We start from the raw sequence: 24,172 nt of genomic DNA, 5'->3' as shown, positions 1-24,172 counted from the left end.
TTCTACTGGTTATCAATTAAGATAGCCAGTAGGACTTATAACATTGCGAGAAAATACGATGATCAAACAACGGACACTTAAACGTATTATTAAAGCGACTGGTGTTGGTTTACATACCGGCAAGAAAGTTACGCTTACTTTACGTCCGGCACCGGCCAATACCGGGGTCATCTACCGTCGTACTGACCTTAATCCACCGGTAGATTTTCCGGCAGATGCGAAATCAGTTCGCGATACGATGTTATGTACTTGCTTAGTCAACGAAGATAACGTACGTATTTCGACGGTTGAACATTTGAATGCTGCTTTAGCAGGATTAGGCATCGATAACATTGTTATTGAAGTCAATGCGCCTGAAATCCCGATTATGGATGGCAGTGCTGCACCGTTTGTTTTCTTACTGCTAGATGGCGGTATTGAAGAATTAAATTGTGCGAAGAAATTCTTACGCATTAAAGAAACTGTACGTGTTGAAGATGGTGATAAGTGGGCAGAAATGTCTCCATACAATGGCTTTAGCCTTGATTTCACTATTGATTTTCAACACCCTGCAATTGATAGCAGCACGCAACGCTATGCAATGGATTTCTCTGCGGAATCTTTTGTAAACCAAATTAGCCGCGCGCGCACTTTCGGTTTCATGCGTGACATTGAATATCTGCAATCGAAAGGCCTATGCTTAGGCGGTAGTTTTGACTGTGCTATCGTCGTTGATGACTATAAAGTACTCAACGAAGATGGTTTACGCTTTGAAGATGAATTCGTTCGTCACAAAATGCTCGATGCAATTGGTGACTTATTCATGTGTGGACATAATATTATTGGTGCATTCACTGCATTCAAATCGGGCCACGCACTGAATAACAAATTGCTGCAAGCGGTTCTGGCTAAAGAATCTGCTTGGGATCTGGTCACCTTTGAAGATGAAGCTGAATTACCTCTGGCATTCAAAGCGCCTTCGACTGTATTCGCATAATAGTTTCTATTATGCGGCTATCTCTGCCAGTCAGAGTTAGTCTTTTCTGTTGGTTGCATTAGTACTCTCTCCGGCTAATGCAGCCAGCCGCTCAAACTTCTCTTTTAATCCCTTCGGACTCTTTTTCGCTAATCTTAATAACTGCTCAGCGGTTTGCGTACTAATCTTTCTTTGATTACGATTTTCTTTATGATTCACTGATTGCTTATTCAATGAGCTATTTTGCTTAGATTTTCGTATAAGATCGGGGTTGATTCTGATGTCGATGGAAGATAAAGATGGTAGAATAGACGACCTTAATGCAGAAAGAAGGTTTATTTTTTCATAGTTAAGGCGGGTCATCCAACTGGCATTAGCCACTTCGATAACCATAATGTTATTACGGTAGTTTGCCACCCGACACATGGGTTTAATTTCCGCTGGCAGCAAACTTTTTACAACACGATTCAATTTTAGAATAGCTTTTGCATTTCGCTGAATAGTTTGTAAAGTGTTTGATGTTTTTGCCAGAGACTCTTCGAGAACATCGAAAAGTGCTTGTGGATGACTATCTCTCATTGTGAACTCTCATTTTACGCGATTGCTAAAGATGTCAGAACATAATTGGGAATCATACTTTAATCTATAAATTATATAAGAGTTTGATGGGCATTTTAAATTTTTGGCGACATTTAGGTAGACGATACTTTTGGTCCCACCTGTTATTAGGTGTTGTGGCTACGGGTGTTGGCTTGCCTACAATTTTAAATGCCTTATCAGAATCTCAGCAGGCTCAAGTTAATTCTGCGCCAGCCAATCGACAAAGCCAAGCTGTAAATGCTTTCGATAACTTATTTGCTCAGCAGAATTCTCAACGCTCTTCATCCTCATCTTCTTACTCCGTCAATTACTGGCAGCAGCATGCGGTACGTAATGTTATCCGCCAACTGACTTTTGCCTTTTCAGCGACAGAAGATGAAGATACCGATAAAAGTAAGCTACAAAAAGAGACGCTATTTGCCCCTCAATTAATGTTAGATACGCTGTACGCAATGTTAGCGCAGCGATCTTTACAATGGGATGTGGCAACGACTCAAGCTAGCGAACATATCTACCCTCTCTTTACTGTTTATCAGCCCGCGATTTGGGTTGCTCAGGTACACGGCATTCGGGCTGGACCCTTTTTTGCTTAAATCCATTTAACGATGTTAAGCCTACCATTGGGTCGTTTCTCATCGTGTCAAAAATCATCGATTCAAATAATTAATTGATTTACCTGAGAAAAAATATGTTAACTAAATTATTAACCAAAGTATTTGGTAGCCGTAATGACCGTACTCTGCGCCGTCTGCGTAAAGAAGTGGAAAAAATTAACAAGCTAGAGCCTGAGTTTGAGAAATTATCGGATGACGAGCTGAAAGCCAAAACCGTAGAATTTCGTGAGCGTTTAAAACAAGGCGAAAGTATTGAAAATATGATCCCTGAAGCGTTTGCGACAGTGCGTGAAGCAAGTAAACGTGTCTTTGGTATGCGTCACTTCGACGTTCAGTTAATCGGTGGTATGGTACTGAACGAGCGCTGCATCGCAGAAATGCGTACAGGTGAAGGTAAAACACTAACTGCAACGCTACCAGCATACATTAACGCATTATCAGGCAAAGGGGTTCACGTTGTTACGGTGAACGACTACCTAGCAAAACGAGATGCGGAAAATAACCGTCCATTATTCGAGTTTTTAGGCTTAACCGTTGGTATTAACTTATCGGGTATGGCTCCACCTGCTAAGCGCCAAGCTTATGCGGAAGATATTACTTACGGTACCAACAATGAGTTTGGTTTCGACTATCTACGTGACAACATGGCATTTAGCCCTGAAGATCGCGTTCAACGTAAATTGCATTACGCATTAGTGGATGAGGTGGACTCCATTCTTATCGATGAAGCGCGTACGCCACTGATCATTTCTGGTCCTGCGGAAGATAGCTCAGACCTGTATATTAAAGTGGATAAACTGATCCCGAAATTAGTTCGCCAAGAAAAAGAAGACTCGGACACTTTCCAAGGCGAAGGTCACTTCTCGGTTGATGAAAAATCTCGTCAGGTAACAATCACAGAGCGCGGTCTAGTTCTCGTTGAAGAATTACTAGCAAAAGCAGGTTTAATGGATGAAGGCGAATCGCTTTATTCACCATCAAACATCATGCTGATGCACCACGTCATGGCCGGTTTACGTGCCCACGCGCTGTTTACTCGTGATGTTGATTATATTGTTAAAGATAACCAAGTTATCATTGTCGACGAGCATACTGGCCGTACAATGGAAGGGCGTCGTTGGTCTGATGGTCTGCACCAAGCTGTTGAAGCAAAAGAAGGTGTTGAGATCCATAATGAAAACCAAACATTAGCATCGATTACTTTCCAGAACTATTTCCGCCTATACGAAAAACTAGCGGGTATGACCGGTACTGCGGATACCGAAGCATTCGAATTTAGCTCAATCTATAAGCTGGATACGATTGTTATCCCAACTAACCGTCCAATGGTTCGTAAAGACATGCCTGACTTAGTCTATATGACTGAAGCAGACAAATTTGAAGCAATTATTGAAGATATCCGTGATAAAACCGCCAAAGGTCAGCCAGTTCTGGTTGGTACTATTTCGATTGAAAAATCTGAATTAATTTCTCATGCGCTGACTAAAGCAAAAATTGCTCATAACGTATTGAATGCGAAATTCCACGCAATGGAAGCTGACATTATTGCTAACGCGGGGCAAAAAAGCGCTGTAACCATCGCAACTAACATGGCGGGTCGTGGTACCGATATCATGTTAGGGGGAAGCTGGCAGTCAGAAGTGGCTGCGTTAGAGAACCCAACGCAAGAACAAATTGATGAAATCAAAGCGAACTGGAAAATTCGTCACGATGAAGTGTTAGCAGCTGGTGGTTTACATATCATCGGCACAGAACGCCATGAATCTCGCCGTATCGATAACCAGTTACGTGGTCGTGCGGGACGTCAAGGTGATGCTGGTTCATCACGTTTCTATCTGTCAATGGAAGATGCTTTAATGCGTATCTTCGCATCAGACCGTGTAACGGGGATGATGAAAAAACTGGGTATGAAACCGGGCGAAGCTATCGAACACCCTTGGGTCACAAAAGCAATTGCTAACGCCCAGCGTAAAGTTGAAAGCCGTAACTTTGATATTCGTAAACAATTACTTGAGTATGATGATGTGGCAAGTGACCAACGTCGCGCTATCTATACTCAGCGTAATGAATTGCTGGATGGCGGCGATATTAAAGAAACCGTAGACAGTATTCGTGAGGATGTCTTTACCACTATTATTGATGCGTATATTCCGCCTCAATCACTGGAAGAAATGTGGGACATTGATGGTCTGCAAAAACGTTTAGTGAACGATTTTGACCTCGACTTACCAATTCAAGAGTGGTTAGACAAAGAGCCTGAACTTCACGAAGAAACTTTGCGCGAACGTATCATGGAAAAAGCGATTGAAATTTACCAGCGTAAAGAAGAGATCGTTAGCTCTGAAGCAATGCGTAATTTTGAAAAAGGCGTTATGTTGCAAACGCTGGATACATTATGGAAAGAGCATTTGGCTTCCATGGACTATTTACGTCAAGGTATCCATTTACGTGGCTATGCACAAAAAGATCCAAAACAAGAATACAAACGTGAATCCTTCAGTATGTTTGCCAATATGTTGGAAGCATTGAAATATGAAGTGATCAGTACCTTGTCAAAAGTACAAGTACGTTTACCGGAAGAAGTTGAAGCGTTAGAGCAACAACGTCGTGAAGAAGCTGAACGTCTGGCGAAGAAACAGCATTTAAGCCATGAAGCTGAAGCTGAATCTTTAATGACAGAAGCAGAAGCGAAGATTGCAACCCAAGGTAATAAAATTGGTCGTAATGATCCATGCCCTTGTGGTTCCGGTAAAAAATACAAGCAGTGCCACGGCCGCTTAAACTAATTTAGAATTCAATAAATAATCAATAAAGGCGGGGAAACCCGCCTTTTTAGTGAAGAAATTATGGAAAAAAAACATCTGCATATTGCCGCTGGGATCATTCGTAATGCTCAGAAACATATTTTTATTACTCAGCGACCTGAAGGCACACACATGGCCGGGTTTTGGGAATTTCCTGGTGGGAAGCTAGAAAAAGGGGAAGACCCCAAGGACGCACTGATCCGAGAATTGGAAGAAGAAGTGGGTATTGCGGTGATTGACTGTGATTTATTCCATCAAGTTGATCATGAATTTGACGATAGATTTATTACGCTCTACTTCTTTATGGTTTCAGGCTGGGATAATGATCCCTATGGAAAAGAAGGGCAAAAATCACGTTGGATTGAGCAGCAAAGCTTAATCGCTGATGAGTTTCCACCAGCTAATCGCGTGATTGTTGATATGCTGACCAAGGATGCATAACAGCAAGTCGTCAGTAATGAAGATGAAAATAGCCTAATGCAGCGATTTGGCTATTTTCATTATCAACACAGATAAAGTGAAATTAGTGCTCAGGTGTTTCACTCCAATTATCGCTATCGGAGATATCACCTTGGCTTTCAATGCGTTTTTCTTCTGCGGCCCACTCGCCTAAATCAATCAGTTGACATCTCTTACTGCAAAATGGGCGGAAAGGGCTGGATTCATTCCAAGTCACGACTTTTTGGCAAGTCGGACAATTGACTTCAATAATTTCATTCATACATGGACTCTCAAACTAACAACAGGCTAACTGAAAACGAATTACGTCTGGGAGTATACCATTCTCGCTATCGATATGAAGAAAACGTAAGGCAAAGCGCGTTTTATGTCCTGAAATTTGAGGGTATATCAAATGCTCTGGCGATAACCTAATACGTAAAAGCTCTTTTCCTTCGACATTACCTTGAAAGAAACCATTGTGAGATTCGGCAGATTCAAAACTTCCATTTTGACGGATTAGTGATAACACGGTTTGTAAGGCATCATGCAGTGGATCTAAACTATTTAGCCAGTTTTTGATTTCATTATCTCTATCTGATTGGGGAATATTTAGCCACAGTTGAAGGGTGGGCAAATCAAAGCTACAGCATCCACCGGGAATACTGAGGCGTTGGCGAACCATACTAATAATTTTATCGTTACGTAGCTGATGACCAAATCGAGGTGCGGACATTAAACTGCTTATTTTCGGCGTTAGGTCATTTAAAAGAGAGGTGATTAATGTTTTATCAACATTTGGGGCATCGGCCCAACTGAGTAGCCTACTTTTTTGTTTTTCGAGTTCTTTGATAAGATCAGAGCGAACTTCACCTCTATCTAAAATTTCAATCAGTTCAGAAACAGAACGGAAAAAGGCGATTCCAGAAGAGTAGGAAGTTATATGGCTCTGTTCATAGATTTGCATTAATAATGTTTCAAGCCGTAGCCAAGAACGAATTTTTTCATTCATTGGATATTCATAAGTAACCAAAGTCGTTTCGATTTTTTCGCTCATGCTCATTCCTATTCTTTTTGTGCTGCAAGTGCTAGGTATTGTTTGTGTAGTTCTGCAACTCTATTTGGCAGCTCAGTATTATTTGTATGATTAGTGATGATGTCGTCAGCATACGACAACCTTTCTTCTCGAGATGCTTGAGCATTTAATATATTAATAACATGCTCTAGGTTAGTATCATCGCGTTTGATGGTTCTCTCTATTTGCTCTTCTCTTGTTACATCTACGACAAGAACACGATCTGCTAAATGCGAAATTTTATTTTCAATAAGCAGGGGGACTACCCATAAAACATAAGGATAGTTAACCTGCTGAAGTTGTTTCTGTGTTTCTTGTTGTATCAAAGGATGAAGCAGTGCATTTAGCCACGCTTTTTCTTTTGGTTCGGAAAAAACAACTGATCGTAAAAAACCTCTATTTAAGGTGCCATCATGGTTTAACATGTTTTGACCAAAGTGCTGCTGAATGCTGATCAATGCAGGGGTATTAGGTTCAACCACTTGGCGTGCGATGATATCAGCATCAACAAGGGGTACCCCAAGTTTAGCAAATTCGTTGGCAACGGTTGTTTTACCACTTCCTATCCCCCCTGTGAGGGCAACTATATAAGACATAAATGATTCATTAGTTCACGGGAAATAAGTCAGGTTACACTGAAAGTTTTAATTTGTCTGTATACAATTGAGTCAAGTTATCATGTTATGGATATATGTGTGATTCCAATCTATTTTTACTATCCAAATTAAACTACTTTCTTTAGGAAATAAGTTACATTCCAGAGATGACTGAGCCTAATTTAAATATTGGTAAATACATTGCAAACATTATTAGGCAGATAATGATAGCTATAAATAAGAGCAATATAGGTTCAAGGTTCTTAAGGCGATGCTCTGTAATAGTCTTATATTGCTGTGAGTAATACTTAAATAAATATAATGTAAAATATTCTAGCTTACCAGATTCCTCTGCCAAAGAAATTAACTGAGTTGCTAATTTTGGAAAAAACTGAGTATTTCTCATTGCATCAGATAATGAAGCTCCTCTAAGGATAGCGTGATATATTTCATGGCATTCTTTCTTGTATTTATGATGCACTATCGTTTTAGTTGAGCAATCAAGGCATTCCAAGAGAGGCAGTCCTGATTTTAATGTTGAAGATAATGTTAAAAAGTAGATGTTCAAATTTTTGGCTTTGATGATGTTATTGATATAAGGAAAATATTGCATTAACTGACTCAGTTTTTTGGATGCAAAGGATTTATATTTAATAAATAAAAATATGGTTGAGGACAGTGTTAACAGTATCCATTGAATATTCTCAATCAAAGTATTCGATATTATAATGACTACCTTTGTTATAGAGGGTAATTCCTGTTGAAAGCTTTCGTAAATTTCAACGAACTGAGGGATGACAAAAACTAGCATAATGATAAGTAATAGGCTTGAAAACCCTACGAGGGTAATTGGATAACGTAGGGCTTTTTTTATTAAAACTGATGTTTTTTGGTTATTTTCAAGCATATTTTTGATAATTAAAAAGCTTTCATCATATTTTCCTGTTTTTTCGGCGATTACAATCAAGCTAATTATTGTACTATTAAAAATATGCGGATGTTTTTCTAGGTTTTTAATAAAATCAATACCTTTTTCTAGATCATCGATTGCCTGATTAATGAGGTTTTTCCAAAAAGGTAAATGACAATTAATTTTAAGTAATTGAAAGCATTTTAATAAACTAATTCCTGAGGAAGATAGTATATGTAGCTGATGGAAGAAATGAATTCTGTAGTTTAAATTTTCCATATCCAATATAAATATAGATTTTAATTTTATTGATATTGGTGTTTGACCTCGTTTGATTATCACTAAGAAAGCTTGTTTCTTGTTTTTTGCTACTAAGCTATCAGTTATATACGAATTATTTTCAAGTGAAGTGTAATGATATACAAACATTAATTTACTCTCCTTGCCCTATAACAGAATAAATTTCTTGTAATGTTGTTTCGCCAGCTTCGACTCGCTCAAGGCTTGCTTGAAATAGATTTTTAAAATTATCAGTTAATTTACCATTGTCTTTTAATAGAAAGTTGAGTTGTGTTTTATCAAGGTGTTCATAAATTGCGGTACGCCCCATAAATCCTGAAAAACAGTGTTCGCACCCAGTAGAGTGGTATTCGCTAATATTCTGCATTGGGTTTATCGGAGTAATACGTGCAGTTTCTTGTTTGCAGTATGTGCAAAGTTTTCTAACTAAGCGCTGAGCGATAACCATTTTTAAACAAGATTGAAGTTGGTTTCTGTCAACGCCTAGCTGTTCCATGCGTGTAATGGCACTGACTGTACAATTAGTATGGAGCGTTGATAGAACAAGGTGGCCTGTTTGCGCAGCTCGAGCAGCTATTTGTGCCGTTTCTTCGTCTCTAATTTCACCAATCATAATCACGTCAGGATCTTGTCGAAGGAGTGCACGAAGAATAAAAGCAAAAGTAAGTGAGTATTTTTCGTTTACTTGCGTTTGGTTGATCCCCCCAAGGGGGATCTCAATAGGGTCTTCAATGGTAGATATATTTCTTGATGTTTGATTAAGGTATTCCAGTGCACTATAAAGTGTGACAGTTTTACCGCTACCCGTGGGGCCTGTCACGAGAATCAATCCTTGCGGTTTTTGTAATGTGCTTTTTAGTAGGGGTAATAAAGTCGGGCACATTCCAATTTGTTCGAGAGAGTATTTCAGCTGTGTATTTAATAATCTCAGAACTAATTTTTCACCATGAAGTGTAGGCATGCTGGAAAGACGGATGCTAAAGTTTTTACGCTCAAAGCTCCAGTTCATTTGCCCATCCTGAGGGATTCTTTTTTCCGCAATATTCATTTTTGACAATATTTTTATTCGAGCAATAACCTCATTGCTTATTTCATGTGGTGGTGAAGGAATAACGTAGAGTTTCCCATCCACTCTAAGGCGAATTTTTAGGCTATGCTTGGTTGGTTCAAGGTGAATATCAGATGCTCGCTTTCTTACCGCCATCTTTAATAAATCATCGACAAAATCAACGGCAGGAGATGGCACGTTGATAGGTTCAATAGTGTTAGTCGGATAAGCATTTTCATCTTCATTGATTTCTAAAGTATGGCGATTGAAATAATGATCAATTTTTTCTTTAGCCCATATTTCATAACAAACAGGTACGCTGGCAATAAAACGTAATGTGGATAATAAATTATCATTGGGTTTTTCTATCGTAGCTATGGATAATCTTTTTTCGTTGTGATCGATAATCACAATATAGTTTTTGTCACAAAGTACTTTGAGTTCTTTGAAAATATAATGGCTTTCCCTAGATGTGCGCATGTTAATCCCTTAATTAGAAGCTCAGTGTTTTTTCACAAAGTTTTTTTAGATCCGCATTAGTATCAGCTTGGCAACTGATACTCCATGAAAATGGCGATGTGGCTGTTGAGCTGGTAGGTGTCAATATACCCGTAAGGCCTGTTAAGGTTTTGTCTCCAACAAAGGTAATGACACCAGCTTTTGCATCAATCTGTTTTAGATACTTTCCTTTTATATTGCTCGGTATATCTTCTTTTCCTGAATTACATTTGTCTAAAAGACCTTGGTTAAAGCTGCACAGCTCTACGCTGTTTTTATAAGGCAAGATAGTTTGTAGTACATCGGTCATGGCTGCTTTTTGCATATAGCTTTGATAGCCCGGTATAGCAACGGCACTGAGTATTGAAATTATTGCGATAACAACCATTATTTCGATTAAGGAAAATCCTTTCTGATCCATAAGTAAAACCTCTCTGATAGTGTGAGGTTCCATCATAAAAGACATTTTTAGTGAAAATACGAATTGAAAATTCAGGTTACGAGTGGCTTTGTAAAGTGATCTTGCAAATGGTGGGTTGTCTCATTTTATTTCGAGCGCTCTCGCAAAAATATATCAAGAATATTTTTTCTAATAAAAATGAGTTTGTCAGATTGATATAAATAGAGGCACATCAGAAAGAGAGGCTAATGGGGTGGTTACCCTCATTAGCTAAGATAATAGATGGATAATTCATAAAATTATCAATTGGCAAAGCTTAGAGTGCGTTTTTATAGTGCTGCCAATCAAAGTAAGGACCTGGGTCAGTTTTTCGATGGGGAGCAATATCGCTATGACCTGTAATATTCTGTTTGATCTGAGGGAATTCAGTTATCAGTAACTTAGTGAGCTTGGCCAACGTTATATATTGAGCTTCGGTGAAAGCTTGATAATCCGTACCTTCAAGTTCAATACCAATAGAAAAGTCGTTACATTTTTCTCTCCCTTGATAATTAGATTGCCCTGCATGCCATGCGCGCTTGTTGAAAGGAACATATTGAATAATCTCTCCATCACGACGGATGAGGCAATGGGCTGAAACACGTAGATGTTTAATTTCTTCAAAAAAAGGGTGTTCTTCGGGATTTAAAGTACCGGTAAATAGTTGGTTAATATATGGACCACCAAACTGCCCTGGTGGAAGGCTGATATTATGAATGACGAGAAGTGAAGGTTCTTCGTCCTCTGGGCGGTCATCATGATGTGGGGAAGGGATATGAGTCACATTATTTAGCCAACCATCATGTATTTTCATATCAGTATCCATAGTATGCTCTTTTCTTTTTTGTAAGTACCCGTAATTAAGAAAGATTAGCATAGTTGAGATCCATACGGGTGCATATTTTGGAGTAAATAATGACTACACGACGCTATGATGAACAAGAAAGACGCAAACTGTTAATGGCAAGATTGATTACCGATATTCCTTTTATGGTCAGTGTTGCTTTAAAAGAAGATCTCGGTCAGATCGTTGATTATAAAAGGGATGTTACAGGGCAGCTATTAAATGAAGATTCCCAAGCTACAGCTCGAATTATTACTCGTGAAGAGGGGGTTTTTTGCGGGCAAAAATGGCTAGAAGAAGTTTTTTACCAACTCGGTAATAAAGTTAAGGTGAATTGGAAGGTTCAAGATGGCGATAAGGTTTCACCAAACCAAGTATTATGCGAGATGCGAGGACCTTCTCAAATTCTACTCACTGGTGAAAGAACAGCGTTGAATTTTGTACAAACTCTATCTTCGGTTTCCACTGTGACTGCAAAGTATGTGGCTTTTCTTGAAGGTACTCGAACTAAGTTATTAGATACTCGCAAAACTATCCCTGGTTTGCGGAGCGCATTAAAGTATGCAGTGCTCATGGGGGGCGGATATAATCACCGATTAGGTTTGTCTGATGCTTATCTAATCAAAGAAAATCATATTATTTCGGCAGGTTCTGTTTCCCAAGCAGTATCGCTTGCTCGCCAAGCACACCCAGATGTTCCTATCGAAGTAGAGGTCGAAAATCTAGAAGAGCTGCTACAAGCTCTCAAAGCTCAAGCGGATATTATTATGCTTGATAACTTTACGACTGACATGATGAAAGATGCCGTTGTTCTCACGGATGGCAAGGCTGCTTTAGAAGTATCAGGAAATGTGACAGATAAAACGATTAGAGAGTTTGCATTGACAGGTATTGATTTCATCTCAGTAGGCGCATTGACGAAACACATTCAGGCATTAGATCTCTCAATGCGATTCATTGAACCTGAAAGCTAGTCTGAGCTAATTTAGGCTGCTAGACCGAGAGGCTACAAAGATAAGGGGGATAGATTATACATCTCCCCCCTAAAAATGAATGACTATATAGATAGCGATTATATTTTGAACACTCTTTCATGATTATTGAATTGCACTGAATATTTACGGAATACTTTTTTACCATTGGTATGAAGTTTTCATTTGATTGATTGCGTAAGTGTATTTTTGTTAATTATGAATTTAACAAATTATTAACCATGTTCAGGGCATTTTTTTGTAAAAATGTACGCAATGTTTACTTTTTGGGTGGTTATTCAATTATTGTGATTTTTTATTCTAAAATTGGTAAGCTGTAACGGTTCAGTTTTGGTTTCATTGGCATAAAAAGTCATATTTTTTGTTAAATTTGTGTGTTGTTTAATCAAGGCTTGGTTATTAATTAATGCTTTTTTTAAAATAAACCGTTAAAACTTGCAGGATTTTATGATTTAGCTCAAGGTCTTTATGGACAGATAGTGAATACTTTGTTACTTTATTAAGCCATAAAATAATTGGTATGACCAATTAACACTGGGTACTAGATAATCAATAATTACTCACTATAAAAATGGCAGATTATGACTTACGGTAAAATTCGCCAACCAAAGTTATCAGATGTAATCGAGCAGCGGCTTGAGCATCTCATATTCGAGGGGACTTTACGCCCCGGCGAAAAGCTGCCTCCTGAACGTGAACTTGCTAAGCAATTTGATGTCTCAAGACCATCAGTGCGTGAAGCTATTCAAACCTTAGAGGCCAAAGGTCTTCTATCTCGTCGTCAAGGTGGTGGCACATTTGTACAAAAACAGATGTGGCAAAGTTTTAGTGACCCATTGACCGAATTACTTGCTGGTAACCCAGAATCTCAATTAGATCTTCTTGAAACGCGCCATGCATTAGAAGGCATTGCTGCTTACTATGCGGCATTACGTGGTACGGAAGAAGATTTAGAGCGTATTCGCCAAAGCTATGAATTGATTAAATCAGCTCAGAAAAGTGGTGATCTTAACGCGGAATCAGATGCGGTATTACAGTATCAACTGATTGTAACGGAAGCTGCTCATAATGTAGTGCTGTTACATTTGCTACGCTGCATGATCCCTATGTTAGAGCAAAATATCCGCCAGAATTTTGAGTTCCTATATACCCGAAAAGAGATGTACAACGCAGTAAGCGAGCATAGAGAACAGATTTTTTCTGCTATTGTCGCAAGGGAACCGGAAAAAGCGAGAGAAGCGTCTCATCGACATCTTGCTTTTATTGAAGATTTGCTGCTGGACATTGGCCGTGAGCAAACTCGCCGAGAGCGTTCATTACGTCGCTTACAGCAACATCCAGATCTAGATCAGCTTCAAAGCTAGACCAGATTTAAAATTGGTAGTGTAGATCCTGACTGCTGCGTCTACATTACTGTGAGTACTCTTAATTAGAGATAAAGCGGCAACTACATTAGGGCCTATCTTCCTGCTGTTTTCATTAACATGAAGAAAATGGCAGGAAGATAGGCTCCACATAACCATATAAAATAGATAACAGATAAGGAATACACCATGTCAGATATGTTAAAAAATGACGTGGATCCGATTGAAACTCGCGACTGGCTACAGGCGATTGAATCGGTCATCCGTGAAGAAGGTGTTGATCGTGCACAGTTTATTATCGAACAGGTATTAAGCGAAGCACGTAAAGGCGGTGTTAACATTGCCGCTGGTGCATCTGGTAGTTCTGATTATATCAACACAATTGCTGTTGAAGATGAACCTGCATACCCTGGTAACATGGATTTAGAACGCCGTATCCGTTCTGCAATTCGCTGGAACGCTGTAATGACCGTTCTGCGTGCATCTAAAAAGGATTTAGAACTGGGTGGTCATATGGCATCATTCCAGTCTTCCGCAACTTTATATGAAGTTTGCTTCAACCACTTCTTCCGTGCTCATAACAATAATGACGGTGGTGATTTAGTCTTCTTCCAAGGTCATATCTCCCCTGGTATCTATGCGCGTGCATTCTTAGAAGGCCGCTTAACTGAAGAACAGATGAATAACTTCCGTCAAGAAATTGGTGGGAATGGTCTGTCTTCTTATCCGCACCCTAAATTAATGCCTGACTTCTGGCAGTTCCCAACCGTATCGATGGGTCTGGGGCCAATCAATGCTATCTACCAAGCTAAATTCTTAAAATATTTGGATAACCGCGGTCTGAAAGATACTTCAGCACAGCGTGTTTATGCGTTCTTAGGTGATGGTGAGATGGATGAGCCAGAATCTAAAGGTGCAATTACTATCGCAACTCGCGATAAGTTAGATAACTTAGTCTTCGTTATTAACTGTAACCTGCAACGTCTTGATGGCCCAGTAACAGGTAACGGTAAAATCGTTAACGAATTAGAAGGCATCTTCAGTGGTGCTGGCTGGCAAGTTATCAAAGTTATGTGGGGCGACCGTTGGGATGAACTGCTGCGTAAAGATACAACCGGCAAACTGGTTCAATTGATGAACGAAACCCTTGACGGTGACTATCAAACATTTAAATCACGCGATGGTGCATACGTACGTGAACACTTCTTCAACCGTTATCCAGAAACGGCTGCATTAGTGAAAGATATGACTGATGACGAAATTTGGGCGCTGAACCGTGGTGGTCACGATCCGAAGAAAGTATATGCAGCATTTAAAAAAGCACAAGAAACCAAGGGCAAACCAACTGTTATTTTAGCTCAAACCATCAAAGGCTATGGTATGGGTGAAACAGCAGAAGGTAAAAACATTGCTCACCAAGTTAAGAAAATGAACATGGACGGCGTTCGCCACTTCCGTGATCAGTTCAATGTGCCAGTTGCTGATGATCAAATCGAAAAACTGCCATTAATCACTTTCGATAAAGATTCTGAAGAATACAAATATCTGCACGAACGTCGCCAAGCTCTGGGTGGTTACTTACCAGCTCGTCGCGCTAAATTTGATGAAAAACTGGAAATTCCAGCTCTGTCAGATTTTAGTCAATTACTGGAAGAACAATCTAAAGAGATTTCAACAACAATTGCATTCGTTCGCGCACTGAATGTCATGTTGAAAAACAACTCAATCAAAGAGCGTTTAGTACCAATTATTGCTGACGAAGCACGTACTTTCGGTATGGAAGGTCTATTCCGTCAAATTGGTATCTATAGCCCGAAAGGTCAGCAATATACACCGCAAGATTGTGAGCAAGTTGCTTACTATAAAGAAGACTCTAAAGGTCAGATCCTGCAAGAAGGTATCAACGAACTGGGCGCAGGTTCTTCATGGTTAGCGGCTGCAACATCATACAGCACTAACAACCTGCCTATGATCCCATTCTATATCTACTACTCTATGTTTGGTTTCCAACGTATTGGTGACTTAATGTGGGCAGCAGGTGACCAACAAGCTCGTGGCTTCCTGATTGGTGGTACTTCTGGTCGTACAACACTAAACGGTGAAGGCTTACAGCACGAAGATGGTCATAGCCATATTCAATCACTGACTATCCCTAACTGTATTTCTTATGACCCAGCTTACGCTTACGAAGTTGCGGTTATCATGCAAGACGGTTTAGAGCGTATGTATGGTGAGAAACAAGAGAACGTGTACTATTACATCACGACTCTGAACGAAAACTATCACATGCACGCAATGCCGGAAGGCGTTGAAGAAGGTATCCGTAAAGGTATCTATAAACTGGCTTCAGTTGAAGGCAGCAAAGGTAAAGTGCAGTTATTAGGTTCTGGTTCTATGATGCGCCACGTTCGTGAAGCTGCCGATATCTTGGCTGCGGAATACGGAATTGGTTCTGACGTATACAGCGTAACCTCATTCACTGAATTGGCGCGTGATGGTCAAGACTGTGAGCGTTGGAACATGCTGCACCCATCAGCAACGCCACGTGTACCTTATGTAGCGCAAGTTATGAATGATGCACCAGCTGTTGCATCGACTGACTACATGAAACTGTTTGCTGAGCAAATCCGTACTTATGTTCCAGCCAGTGAGTACCGTGTATTAGGTACTGACGGTTTCGGTCGTTCTGATAGCCGTGAGAACCTACGTCACCACTTCGAAGTGGATACAACGTATGTCATCGTTGCAGCGTTAGGTGAATTGGCTAAACGTGGTGAGATTGATGTTAAAGTCGTTGAAGAAGCGATTAAAAAATACAACATCAACCCAGATAAAGTTAACCCACGTTTGGCATAAGAGGTAATAATCAATGTCTATTGAAATCCAAGTGCCAGATATCGGTGCTGATGAAGTTGAAGTCACCGAAGTAATGGTAAAAGTTGGTGATAAAGTAGAAGCAGAGCAATCGCTCATCACTGTTGAAGGTGATAAAGCTTCTATGGAAGTCCCATCTCCACAAGCGGGTGTGGTTAAAGAGATTAAAATTGCAGTGGGTGACAAAGTTACTACTGGTAAATTAATCATGATTTTTGATTCAGCAGAAGGTGCATCTGCACCAGCAGCAGCGCCTGCGGCTCCAGTGGCGGCACCAGCTGCTCCTGCTACTGCAGCACTGAAAGAAGTTGCTGTACCAGACATCGGTGGTGATGAAGTTGAAGTCACTGAGATCATGGTTAAAGTAGGTGATGCAATCACGGCTGAACAATCTCTGATTACCGTTGAAGGCGATAAAGCGTCAATGGAAGTACCGGCACCATTCGCAGGTACAGTTAAAGAGATTAAGATTGCGACTGGCGATAAGGTGAAAACTGGCTCGCTGATCATGGTATTCGAAGTTGCAGGTGCAGCGCCTGCGGCAGCGGTTTCTGCTCCAGCAGCATCCGCTGAGGCACCAGCAGCAGCGGCAATCAAAGACGTTAACGTACCAGATATCGGTGGTGATGAAGTTGAAGTTACCGAAGTAATGGTAAAAGTTGGCGACACCGTAACTGCTGAACAATCTTTAATCACCGTTGAAGGCGACAAAGCATCAATGGAAGTACCGGCACCATTCGCAGGTACAGTTAAAGAGATTAAGATTGCGACTGGCGATAAAGTCAAAACTGGCTCCCTGATTATGACTTTTGAAGTTGCGGGTGCAGCTCCTGCACCTACAGCAGCTCCTGCACCTACAGCAGCTCCTGCTTCTGCACCAGTTGCAGCTCCAGCAGCCGCGCCAGTAGCCTCTGCGCCAGCTAAAGCAGCTGATAGCAAAAATGAATTTGTTGAGAACGATGCGTATATTCACGCAACACCAGTAATTCGTCGTTTAGCTCGCGAATTTGGCGTGAACTTAGCGAAAGTGAAAGGTACAGGCCGTAAAGGTCGTATCTTACGTGAAGACGTTCAAGCTTACGTTAAAGATGCAATTAAACGTGCAGAAGCACCAGCAGCAGCTGGCGGTGGTTTACCGGGTATGCTTCCATGGCCGAAAATTGATTACAGCAAATTTGGTGAAGTTGAAGAAGTTGAGCTGGGTCGCATCCAGAAAATTTCTGGCGCTAACCTGAGCCGTAACTGGGTCATGATCCCGCACGTAACTCTGATGGAAGAAGTGGATACCACTGAAGTTGAAGAGTTCCGTAAACAGCAGAACAAAGAAGCTGAGAAGAAAAAACTGGATGTGAAAATCACGCCACTGGTCTTCGTGATGAAAGCAGTTGCTCGTGCTTTGGAAGAAATGCCACGCTTCAACAGCTCTATTTCAGAAGATGCACAGCGTCTGTTCCTGAAAAAATATATCAACATCGGTATCGCTGTAGATACACCAAATGGCTTAGTTGTTCCTGTTTTCAAAGATGTGAACAAAAAAGGCATTATGGAGTTATCTCGTGAGCTGGGTGAAGTGTCTAAGAAAGCACGTGCAGGCAAACTGACCGCCGCTGACATGCAAGGTGGTTGCTTCACTATTTCTAGCTTAGGTGGTATCGGAACTACCGGTTTTGCACCGATTGTGAATGCACCAGAAGTGGCAATTATGGGTCTATCTCGCTCTTCTATCAAACCAGTTTGGAATGGTAGCGAGTTTGTTCCACGCCTAATGCTGCCTATGTCTCTGTCATTTGACCACCGTGTGATTGATGGTGCTGATGGTGCGCGCTTCATCACTTTAGTTGGACAACTGATGAGCGATATTCGCCGTCTGGTAATGTAACTAATAAGACCGGTCAATTGACCGGTCTGTTTTATTTAGGCTGGGGCAGAGTTTTTCGCTGTTGCAACGAAAGGTTGGGAGTTACGTCACGTATTCAGCCTTTTCAGGATGTTAACAATTCTGTAAACTGCTTGCGGTGTGTACTTTACCAGTGGAAAATTCGTTTATTCGGCGGCCCCGCTGGACAAAACAAAAAGAGGTCATGATGAGTACTGAAATTAAAGCCCAAGTCGTTGTGCTTGGTGCAGGCCCAGCAGGTTATTCTGCGGCATTCCGTTGCGCTGACTTAGGTTTAGAAACTGTTTTGGTAGAACGTTACTCAACTCTTGGTGGAGTTTGTTTAAACGTTGGTTGTATCCCTTCTAAAGCATTACTGCACGTTGCTAAAGTTATCGAAGAAGCTAAAGCATTAGCTGAACATGGTATCGTATTTGGCGAGCCAAAAACTGACATTTCCAAAGTTCGTCTGTGGAAAGAAAAAGTGATTACTCAATTGACTGGCGGCTTAGCGGGTATGGCGAAAGGCCGTAAAGTTAACGTAGTTAACGGTCTGGGTAAATTTACTGGTGCGAATACACTGGTTGTTGAAGGCGAAAACGGCAGCACCACTATCAACTTTGATAATGCGATCATTGCTGCGGGTTCACGTCCAATTCAGTTACCATTTATTCCTCATGAAGATCCACGTATTTGGGATTCAACAGATGCATTAGAACTGCAAGAAGTTCCAGAGCGTCTACTGGTAATGGGTGGTGGTATCATCGGTCTTGAGATGGGTACTGTATACCATGCACTGGGTTCACAAATTGATGTGGTTGAAATGTTTGACCAAGTTATCCCAGCTGCGGATAAAGACGTGGTTAAAGTATTCACTAAGCAAATTAGCAAGAAATTCAACTTACTGTTAGAAACTAAAGTGACTGCTGTTGAAGCGAAAGAGGATGGTATCTACGTTTCAATGGAAGGTAAAAAAGCACCGGCTGAACCACAACGTTATGACGCTGTGTTAGTTGCTATCGGTCGCGTACCTAACGGTAAGAACTTAGACGCAGGTAAAGCTGGCGTTGAAGTTGATGATCGTGGTTTCATCCATGTTGATAAACAAATGCGTACAAACGTACCGCACATCTTTGCTATCGGTGACATCGTTGGTCAACCAATGCTGGCTCACAAAGGTGTTCACGAAGGTCACGTTGCAGCAGAAGTTATCTCTGGTCTGAAACACTACTTCGATCCTAAAGTGATTCCATCAATCGCTTATACTGAGCCAGAAGTTGCTTGGGTTGGTTTAACTGAGAAAGAAGCGAAAGAGAAAAACATCAGCTACGAAACAGCAACATTCCCATGGGCTGCATCAGGTCGTGCAATCGCATCTGACTGCTCTGAAGGTATGACTAAGCTGATTTTTGACAAGCAATCTAACCGTATTATCGGTGGTGCGGTTGTTGGTGTTAACGGTGGTGAATTACTGGGCGAAATCGGTCTGGCAATCGAAATGGGCTGTGATGCTGAAGATTTAGCATTAACCATCCATGCTCACCCGACACTGTATGAATCAATTGGTATGGCGGCAGAGATCTACGAAGGTAGCATTACTGACTTACCAAACGCTAAAGCGAAAAAGAAAAAATAATTTTCTTTTTTAGCAAAAAATAAGCGAATTGAAGACCAAAGCAGAAATGTTTTGGTCTTTTTTATTTCAATGAAGAAAACGATATCAATTTATATTTTCCTTAATTATCTTATCCTAAACCTGCATTGCTCCAACGCCAATAAACCCCATAAAATCCGTTAAAAAATTTTAAACCAATCGCAATGATTTGCCTTATCAATTAGTCAGATAAGTAAAAATGAGTTATTAAATATAATTTGTGATAAGGGATGAAAAAAGGCACTAATTAGAGTGCTTTCAGCCATGAAATGGATTATAAAAAGTAGGGTCTTAATGGATGTTTATAATGGATTATGATGTTTCAAGCTTAAAAATTGCCCTATAAAGTTTGTTAATGGGTTAAGTTAGCAGAAGAATGTTACTTTCTTGTGAATGAATTAACATTACGTTTAAATTCTGCTATGCTGATTGCCCGAAGCTGGACATAATTTTATCGCCATTGAGATTATGTGAGCAAATTCCTCTGACCTGGCACCGGATGATAATTTTTTTCAGGATGGTGCAGACAGCCGGGTATATAAATAACAAAGAAGCGAGGAGAACGTCGTGCTAGAAGAATACCGTAAGCACGTAGCCGAGCGTGCCGCTCAAGGGATTGTCCCTAAGCCATTAGATGCGTCACAAGTAGCTGCACTAGTCGAGTTACTGAAAAACCCACCCAAAGGTGAAGAAGATTTCTTGTTAGACCTGCTGACCAACCGTGTTCCACCGGGCGTCGATGAAGCAGCGTACGTTAAAGCTGGATTTTTAGCCGCGATCGCAAAAGGCGAAACATCCTCCCCTCTGATCTCCCCTGAAAAAGCTATTGAACTGCTTGGTACCATGCAGGGCGGATACAATATTCACGCACTAATCGAAGCTCTTGATGATGCCAAATTGGCAGCCATCGCAGCGAAAGCACTTTCCCATACTTTACTCATGTTCGATAACTTCTACGATGTCGAAGAAAAAGCGAAAGCGGGAAATGCACATGCTAAGCAAGTGATTGAATCATGGGCGAATGCCGATTGGTTCAACGAACGTCCTGAATTAGCTGAAAAAATGACAGTGACTGTATTTAAAGTGACTGGCGAAACAAACACCGATGATTTATCTCCTGCACCAGATGCATGGTCGCGCCCAGATATCCCTCTGCATGCTTTAGCAATGCTGAAAAACGCGCGTGATGGTATCGTTCCTGATGAAGCAGGTAGCGTAGGTCCAATTAAACAGATCGAAGAACTGAATAAAAAAGGTTTCCCGCTGGCTTATGTGGGTGACGTTGTCGGTACGGGTTCTTCTCGTAAATCAGCAACAAACTCTGTTTTATGGTTTATGGGCGATGATATTCCATTCGTGCCTAACAAACGTGGCGGCGGCGTGGTGCTGGGCGGTAAAATTGCCCCTATCTTCTTTAACACAATGGAAGATGCGGGTGCACTGCCAATTGAAGTGGATGTATCAAAGCTGAATATGGGCGATGTGATTGATATCTATCCATATAAAGGTGAAGTTCGTAATCACGAAACTAACGAATTGTTAGAAACATTCGAATTAAAAACGGATGTGTTAATCGACGAAGTTCGTGCTGGTGGTCGTATTCCTCTGATTATCGGTCGTGGCTTAACCACAAAAGCACGCGAAGCATTAGGTTTAGGTGCAACGGATATGTTCCGTCTTGCAAAACCTGTTGCACAAAGCAATCGTGGTTACTCACTAGCACAAAAAATGGTCGGTCGTGCATGCGGTCGCCAAGGTATTCGCCCAGGCGAATACTGTGAACCTAAAATGACGTCTGTCGGTTCTCAAGATACTACGGGTCCAATGACGCGTGATGAGCTGAAAGACTTAGCGTGTTTAGGATTCTCTGCAGATTTAGTCATGCAGTCATTCTGTCACACGGCAGCTTATCCAAAACCTGTCGATGTTACCACGCACCATACGCTGCCTGATTTTATTATGAATCGTGGTGGGGTTTCTCTACGTCCGGGCGACGGTATCATTCACTCTTGGTTAAACCGTATGCTATTGCCAGATACTGTTGGTACTGGTGGTGACTCACATACCCGTTTCCCAATTGGTATCTCATTCCCAGCAGGTTCTGGTTTAGTGGCTTTTGCCGCAGCAACCGGTGTTATGCCTCTAGATATGCCAGAATCTGTATTAGTTCGCTTCAAAGGACAAATGCAGCCGGGTATCACATTACGTGACCTTGTTCATGCTATTCCACTGTATGCGATTAAAGATGGCTTACTGACTGTTGAGAAAAAAGGTAAGAAAAACATTTTCTCTGGTCGTATTCTGGAAATTGAAGGCCTTCCTGAGCTGAAAGTTGAGCAAGCATTTGAATTAGCGGATGCATCAGCCGAGCGTTCTGCAGCGGGCTGTACTATCAAACTGGACAAAGCGCCAATCATCGAATACCTGCAATCTAACATCGTCCTATTGAAATGGATGATCGCAGAAGGTTACGGCGACCGTCGTACCATTGAGCGTCGTATCAAAGGTATGGAAAACTGGTTAGCGAACCCTGAGTTACTTGAAGGCGATGCCGATGCAGAATATGCCGCAGTGATTGAAATTGATCTTAATGAGATCAAGGAACCAATTCTGTGTGCACCAAATGACCCAGATGATGCGCGCTTACTGTCTGATGTTCAGAATGAAAAAATCGATGAAGTATTCATTGGTTCTTGCATGACTAACATTGGTCATTTCCGTGCGGCAGGTAAGCTGCTGGATTCCCATAAAGGTCAATTACCAACTCGCCTGTGGGTTGCGCCACCAACCAAGATGGATGCAGCGCAATTAACTGAAGAAGGTTATTACAGCGTATTTGGTAAGAGCGGAGCGCGTATCGAAGTCCCAGGTTGTTCACTGTGTATGGGTAACCAAGCACGCGTGGCTGATGGTGCGACAGTCGTTTCTACATCGACTCGTAACTTCCCTAACCGTTTAGGTACAGGGGCGAATGTGTATCTGGCATCCGCAGAGTTAGCCGCAGTTGCTTCTCTGTTAGGTCGCTTACCAACGCCAGCTGAGTACCAACAGTTTATGAATAAAGTCGACGAGACTGCGGAAGATACATACCGCTATCTAAACTTTGACCGACTGGATCAGTACACTGAAAAAGCCGATGGTGTGATTTTCCAAACTGCTGTTTAATCAGCAGTAGATAGAATCATACTGACTTAACCCCAAGAATTGAGAATTCAATTTTTGGGGTTTTTTCTATCTTGCTTTTAGCAAAGAATACGAATATAGCTAGGTGAGCGTTAAAGATATTGTGAAATTTCAATCAAATTCAAATCAGGATCTCTGATATACAAAGAGATAATCTTACCGATAGCACCAGTTCGTTGTACTGGCCCCTCTATAATTTTCACACCTTGCTGCTCAATGTGCTTTTGAACTGCTATTAGTGGCATATCACTGATAAAGCAGAGATCTAACGATCCTGGAACAGGCAAATGTGCCTTAGGTTCAAACTCTTTCCCATATTGGTGAATGTTTATCTTTTGCTGACCAAATTGCAGGGCAAAACGTTGTTCACCGAAGGTGATCACAGACATCTTTAAAATACGTTGGTAAAAATCAAGGCAGGCATCAAGATCTGTGGTGGTTAAGACTAAATGGTCTAATCGATTAATCATTAACGTTCCTATTACCGAGTTGGGGAGTGTGTATCAATCTTAATCGAATAAATATATTTATGCAGCGTAATAGTCACGACCATTAATTTTTTCTGACAGCCCGTAATAGCGCTAAGCAAACCCGCTTGACTCGCGTTATACTTAATTCAAAGACGCAAAGTGTGAGGTATTGCATATGGACTACCAATTCTTAAAGGATATTACAGGAAGTATTACCGCTAAATTTTCAATGGATCATGAAGCTATCGGTTACTGGTTAAATGAGGAAATTAAAAATGATCTCAGTTTACTGGATACCATCGCAGAAAATTATGAACTGATTAAAGGCAGTGAAAAGCAATGGGAGTTTATTGGTCACGAATACACACTTATTCTTGATGATGAGGAAGTGATGATCCGTGCGAACCAATTAGCTTTTGAGACGGATGGGTTAGAAGAAGGCATGAGTTACTATGATAATGAAAGTATTGCCTTTTGCGGTGTAAATGACTTTTTCGACATGTTGGATGACTACCGTGAGTTTGTTATCGAAAATCGATAAATAGCATTTTATTTATCGATTAATTTTATATTTTGATAATTTATAGCTATTATTTTAAGCGTGTTATTCAATTATTTACTAATAGTTTCCAAGGTTA

General features: G+C 40.9%; 20 protein-coding genes. 11 read left to right on the top strand and 9 right to left on the bottom strand.

Annotated elements, in window-relative coordinates; all coding sequences use genetic code 11:
- Positions 1-58: 58 nt before the first annotated feature.
- On the top strand, positions 59-976 hold the full coding sequence (lpxC, locus tag M5X66_RS12555; RefSeq protein ID WP_006660764.1) for a UDP-3-O-acyl-N-acetylglucosamine deacetylase: 918 nt from the start codon (positions 59-61) through the stop codon (positions 974-976).
- A 36-nt stretch (positions 977-1,012) separates the two neighbouring features.
- Here the strand turns inward: lpxC and M5X66_RS12550 are convergent, their stop codons facing one another.
- Complete coding sequence (locus tag M5X66_RS12550) at positions 1,013-1,534, bottom strand: DUF721 domain-containing protein (RefSeq protein ID WP_036951192.1); 522 nt, start codon at positions 1,532-1,534, stop codon at positions 1,013-1,015.
- An 86-nt stretch (positions 1,535-1,620) separates the two neighbouring features.
- Between M5X66_RS12550 and secM the strand changes: the two genes are divergently transcribed.
- The 3 genes from secM to mutT all read left to right on the top strand — a co-directional run bounded on the left by secM (position 1,621) and on the right by mutT (position 5,414).
- Positions 1,621-2,148 (top strand): secA translation cis-regulator SecM, encoded by a 528-nt coding sequence (gene secM / locus M5X66_RS12545; RefSeq protein ID WP_154600046.1) that lies wholly within the window; start codon positions 1,621-1,623, stop codon positions 2,146-2,148.
- Positions 2,149-2,243: 95 nt separating this feature from the next.
- Positions 2,244-4,955: a preprotein translocase subunit SecA gene (gene secA / locus M5X66_RS12540; protein WP_036951189.1), complete on the top strand. Its 2,712-nt coding sequence runs from the start codon at positions 2,244-2,246 to the stop codon at positions 4,953-4,955.
- A gap of 60 nt (positions 4,956-5,015) precedes the next feature.
- The gene (mutT, locus tag M5X66_RS12535; protein ID WP_036951187.1) at positions 5,016-5,414 is read left to right on the top strand and encodes an 8-oxo-dGTP diphosphatase MutT; all 399 of its coding nucleotides are present in this window, start codon (positions 5,016-5,018) and stop codon (positions 5,412-5,414) included.
- A gap of 82 nt (positions 5,415-5,496) precedes the next feature.
- Here the strand turns inward: mutT and yacG are convergent, their stop codons facing one another.
- From yacG to ampD, 7 genes are all read right to left on the bottom strand, one after another.
- On the bottom strand, positions 5,497-5,694 hold the full coding sequence (gene yacG / locus M5X66_RS12530) for a DNA gyrase inhibitor YacG (RefSeq protein ID WP_036951185.1): 198 nt from the start codon (positions 5,692-5,694) through the stop codon (positions 5,497-5,499).
- A gap of 15 nt (positions 5,695-5,709) precedes the next feature.
- Positions 5,710-6,468, bottom strand: a complete 759-nt coding sequence (gene zapD, locus M5X66_RS12525) for a cell division protein ZapD (protein WP_036951246.1) — start codon at positions 6,466-6,468, stop codon at positions 5,710-5,712.
- An 8-nt stretch (positions 6,469-6,476) separates the two neighbouring features.
- Positions 6,477-7,082, bottom strand: a complete 606-nt coding sequence (coaE, locus tag M5X66_RS12520) for a dephospho-CoA kinase (protein ID WP_154600045.1) — start codon at positions 7,080-7,082, stop codon at positions 6,477-6,479.
- Between the two features lie 154 nt (positions 7,083-7,236).
- The gene (locus M5X66_RS12515) at positions 7,237-8,421 is read right to left on the bottom strand and encodes a type II secretion system F family protein (RefSeq protein WP_036951182.1); all 1,185 of its coding nucleotides are present in this window, start codon (positions 8,419-8,421) and stop codon (positions 7,237-7,239) included.
- Between the two features lie 4 nt (positions 8,422-8,425).
- The gene (locus M5X66_RS12510) at positions 8,426-9,820 is read right to left on the bottom strand and encodes an ATPase, T2SS/T4P/T4SS family (protein ID WP_154600044.1); all 1,395 of its coding nucleotides are present in this window, start codon (positions 9,818-9,820) and stop codon (positions 8,426-8,428) included.
- Positions 9,821-9,833: 13 nt separating this feature from the next.
- Positions 9,834-10,259 (bottom strand): prepilin peptidase-dependent pilin, encoded by a 426-nt coding sequence (gene ppdD / locus M5X66_RS12505; protein ID WP_270103606.1) that lies wholly within the window; start codon positions 10,257-10,259, stop codon positions 9,834-9,836.
- A gap of 295 nt (positions 10,260-10,554) precedes the next feature.
- Positions 10,555-11,091 (bottom strand): 1,6-anhydro-N-acetylmuramyl-L-alanine amidase AmpD, encoded by a 537-nt coding sequence (gene ampD, locus M5X66_RS12500; protein WP_036951244.1) that lies wholly within the window; start codon positions 11,089-11,091, stop codon positions 10,555-10,557.
- 101 nt (positions 11,092-11,192) lie between these two features.
- On the opposite strand from ampD, the gene nadC reads away from it, so the two are divergent.
- The 6 genes from nadC (at position 11,193) to acnB (ending at position 23,046) form a co-directional block, all read left to right on the top strand.
- Positions 11,193-12,095: a carboxylating nicotinate-nucleotide diphosphorylase gene (nadC, locus tag M5X66_RS12495; protein WP_036951178.1), complete on the top strand. Its 903-nt coding sequence runs from the start codon at positions 11,193-11,195 to the stop codon at positions 12,093-12,095.
- Positions 12,096-12,694: 599 nt separating this feature from the next.
- Positions 12,695-13,477 carry a pyruvate dehydrogenase complex transcriptional repressor PdhR gene (gene pdhR, locus M5X66_RS12490; RefSeq protein WP_036951176.1) on the top strand — a complete coding sequence of 261 codons (783 nt, stop codon included), beginning with the start codon at positions 12,695-12,697 and terminating at the stop codon, positions 13,475-13,477.
- Between the two features lie 189 nt (positions 13,478-13,666).
- Positions 13,667-16,333: a pyruvate dehydrogenase (acetyl-transferring), homodimeric type gene (aceE, locus tag M5X66_RS12485; RefSeq protein WP_270103605.1), complete on the top strand. Its 2,667-nt coding sequence runs from the start codon at positions 13,667-13,669 to the stop codon at positions 16,331-16,333.
- A 13-nt stretch (positions 16,334-16,346) separates the two neighbouring features.
- Positions 16,347-18,230, top strand: a complete 1,884-nt coding sequence (aceF, locus tag M5X66_RS12480) for a pyruvate dehydrogenase complex dihydrolipoyllysine-residue acetyltransferase (protein WP_270103604.1) — start codon at positions 16,347-16,349, stop codon at positions 18,228-18,230.
- 205 nt (positions 18,231-18,435) lie between these two features.
- Positions 18,436-19,863 carry a dihydrolipoyl dehydrogenase gene (lpdA, locus tag M5X66_RS12475; RefSeq protein ID WP_036951171.1) on the top strand — a complete coding sequence of 476 codons (1,428 nt, stop codon included), beginning with the start codon at positions 18,436-18,438 and terminating at the stop codon, positions 19,861-19,863.
- A gap of 585 nt (positions 19,864-20,448) precedes the next feature.
- Positions 20,449-23,046 (top strand): bifunctional aconitate hydratase 2/2-methylisocitrate dehydratase, encoded by a 2,598-nt coding sequence (gene acnB / locus M5X66_RS12470; RefSeq protein ID WP_036951167.1) that lies wholly within the window; start codon positions 20,449-20,451, stop codon positions 23,044-23,046.
- Between the two features lie 110 nt (positions 23,047-23,156).
- Here acnB and M5X66_RS12465 read toward each other — a convergent pair whose 3' ends face one another.
- Entirely contained in the window at positions 23,157-23,534 is a 378-nt protein-coding gene (locus M5X66_RS12465; RefSeq protein ID WP_036951165.1) for a VOC family protein, read from the bottom strand.
- A gap of 175 nt (positions 23,535-23,709) precedes the next feature.
- On the opposite strand from M5X66_RS12465, the gene M5X66_RS12460 reads away from it, so the two are divergent.
- Complete coding sequence (locus M5X66_RS12460) at positions 23,710-24,075, top strand: YacL family protein (protein WP_036951163.1); 366 nt, start codon at positions 23,710-23,712, stop codon at positions 24,073-24,075.
- The last annotated feature ends 97 nt before the right edge of the window (positions 24,076-24,172 follow it).

The sequence above is a fragment of the Providencia sp. PROV188 genome (assembly GCF_027595165.1).
GTDB classification, from domain to species: domain Bacteria; phylum Pseudomonadota; class Gammaproteobacteria; order Enterobacterales; family Enterobacteriaceae; genus Providencia; species Providencia lanzhouensis.
The sequence above is the reverse complement of the archived record's forward strand: the minus strand, read 5'-3'. Positions and strand labels throughout refer to the sequence as shown.

Bases quoted from the DNA above. Each gene is read 5' to 3' on its own strand.
- lpxC (WP_006660764.1), top strand. From the start codon at position 59: ATGATCAAACAACGGACACTTAAACGTATTATTAAAGCGACTGGTGTT.
- M5X66_RS12515 (WP_036951182.1), bottom strand. From the start codon at position 8,421: ATGTTTGTATATCATTACACTTCACTTGAAAATAATTCGTATATAACT.
- M5X66_RS12465 (WP_036951165.1), bottom strand. From the start codon at position 23,534: ATGATTAATCGATTAGACCATTTAGTCTTAACCACCACAGATCTTGAT.
- yacG (WP_036951185.1), bottom strand. From the start codon at position 5,694: ATGAATGAAATTATTGAAGTCAATTGTCCGACTTGCCAAAAAGTCGTG.
- aceF (WP_270103604.1), top strand. From the start codon at position 16,347: ATGTCTATTGAAATCCAAGTGCCAGATATCGGTGCTGATGAAGTTGAA.
- coaE (WP_154600045.1), bottom strand. From the start codon at position 7,082: ATGTCTTATATAGTTGCCCTCACAGGGGGGATAGGAAGTGGTAAAACA.
- secA (WP_036951189.1), top strand. From the start codon at position 2,244: ATGTTAACTAAATTATTAACCAAAGTATTTGGTAGCCGTAATGACCGT.
- ampD (WP_036951244.1), bottom strand. From the start codon at position 11,091: ATGAAAATACATGATGGTTGGCTAAATAATGTGACTCATATCCCTTCC.
- lpdA (WP_036951171.1), top strand. From the start codon at position 18,436: ATGAGTACTGAAATTAAAGCCCAAGTCGTTGTGCTTGGTGCAGGCCCA.
- secM (WP_154600046.1), top strand. From the start codon at position 1,621: ATGGGCATTTTAAATTTTTGGCGACATTTAGGTAGACGATACTTTTGG.
- M5X66_RS12510 (WP_154600044.1), bottom strand. From the start codon at position 9,820: ATGCGCACATCTAGGGAAAGCCATTATATTTTCAAAGAACTCAAAGTA.
- aceE (WP_270103605.1), top strand. From the start codon at position 13,667: ATGTCAGATATGTTAAAAAATGACGTGGATCCGATTGAAACTCGCGAC.
- zapD (WP_036951246.1), bottom strand. From the start codon at position 6,468: ATGAGCGAAAAAATCGAAACGACTTTGGTTACTTATGAATATCCAATG.
- ppdD (WP_270103606.1), bottom strand. From the start codon at position 10,259: ATGGATCAGAAAGGATTTTCCTTAATCGAAATAATGGTTGTTATCGCA.
- M5X66_RS12550 (WP_036951192.1), bottom strand. From the start codon at position 1,534: ATGAGAGATAGTCATCCACAAGCACTTTTCGATGTTCTCGAAGAGTCT.
- pdhR (WP_036951176.1), top strand. From the start codon at position 12,695: ATGACTTACGGTAAAATTCGCCAACCAAAGTTATCAGATGTAATCGAG.
- M5X66_RS12460 (WP_036951163.1), top strand. From the start codon at position 23,710: ATGGACTACCAATTCTTAAAGGATATTACAGGAAGTATTACCGCTAAA.
- mutT (WP_036951187.1), top strand. From the start codon at position 5,016: ATGGAAAAAAAACATCTGCATATTGCCGCTGGGATCATTCGTAATGCT.
- nadC (WP_036951178.1), top strand. From the start codon at position 11,193: ATGACTACACGACGCTATGATGAACAAGAAAGACGCAAACTGTTAATG.